Here is a 219-nt window from a genome sequence, read left to right on the forward strand (position 1 = left end):
GTCGAGGGCTTGACCTCGAATTGAATCGAGATGTTGAGTCAAAGATAAGTTCACTTTCGAAGATTGTTATTCGGTTTTGAAGATACCTTACAGAGTATCTTTCAAAAAGTGGTTCTTAGAAGGAAGCGCAGCAAAGACGGTGTCGATGGCGGTGAGGATCCACCTGTTCCCATCCCGAACACAGAAGTTAAGCTCACTAGCGTCGAAAATACTTGGCTG

At 44.7% G+C, this 219-nt stretch carries 1 rRNA gene; it reads left to right on the forward strand.

Annotation, left to right across the window (positions count from 1 at the left end):
- Positions 1-135: 135 nt before the first annotated feature.
- A 5S ribosomal RNA gene (gene rrf, locus H6A12_RS13845) occupies positions 136-219 on the forward strand; the annotation flags it as partial.

This window comes from Merdimmobilis hominis (assembly GCF_016901855.1).
GTDB lineage: Bacteria > Bacillota > Clostridia > Oscillospirales > Ruminococcaceae > Paludihabitans.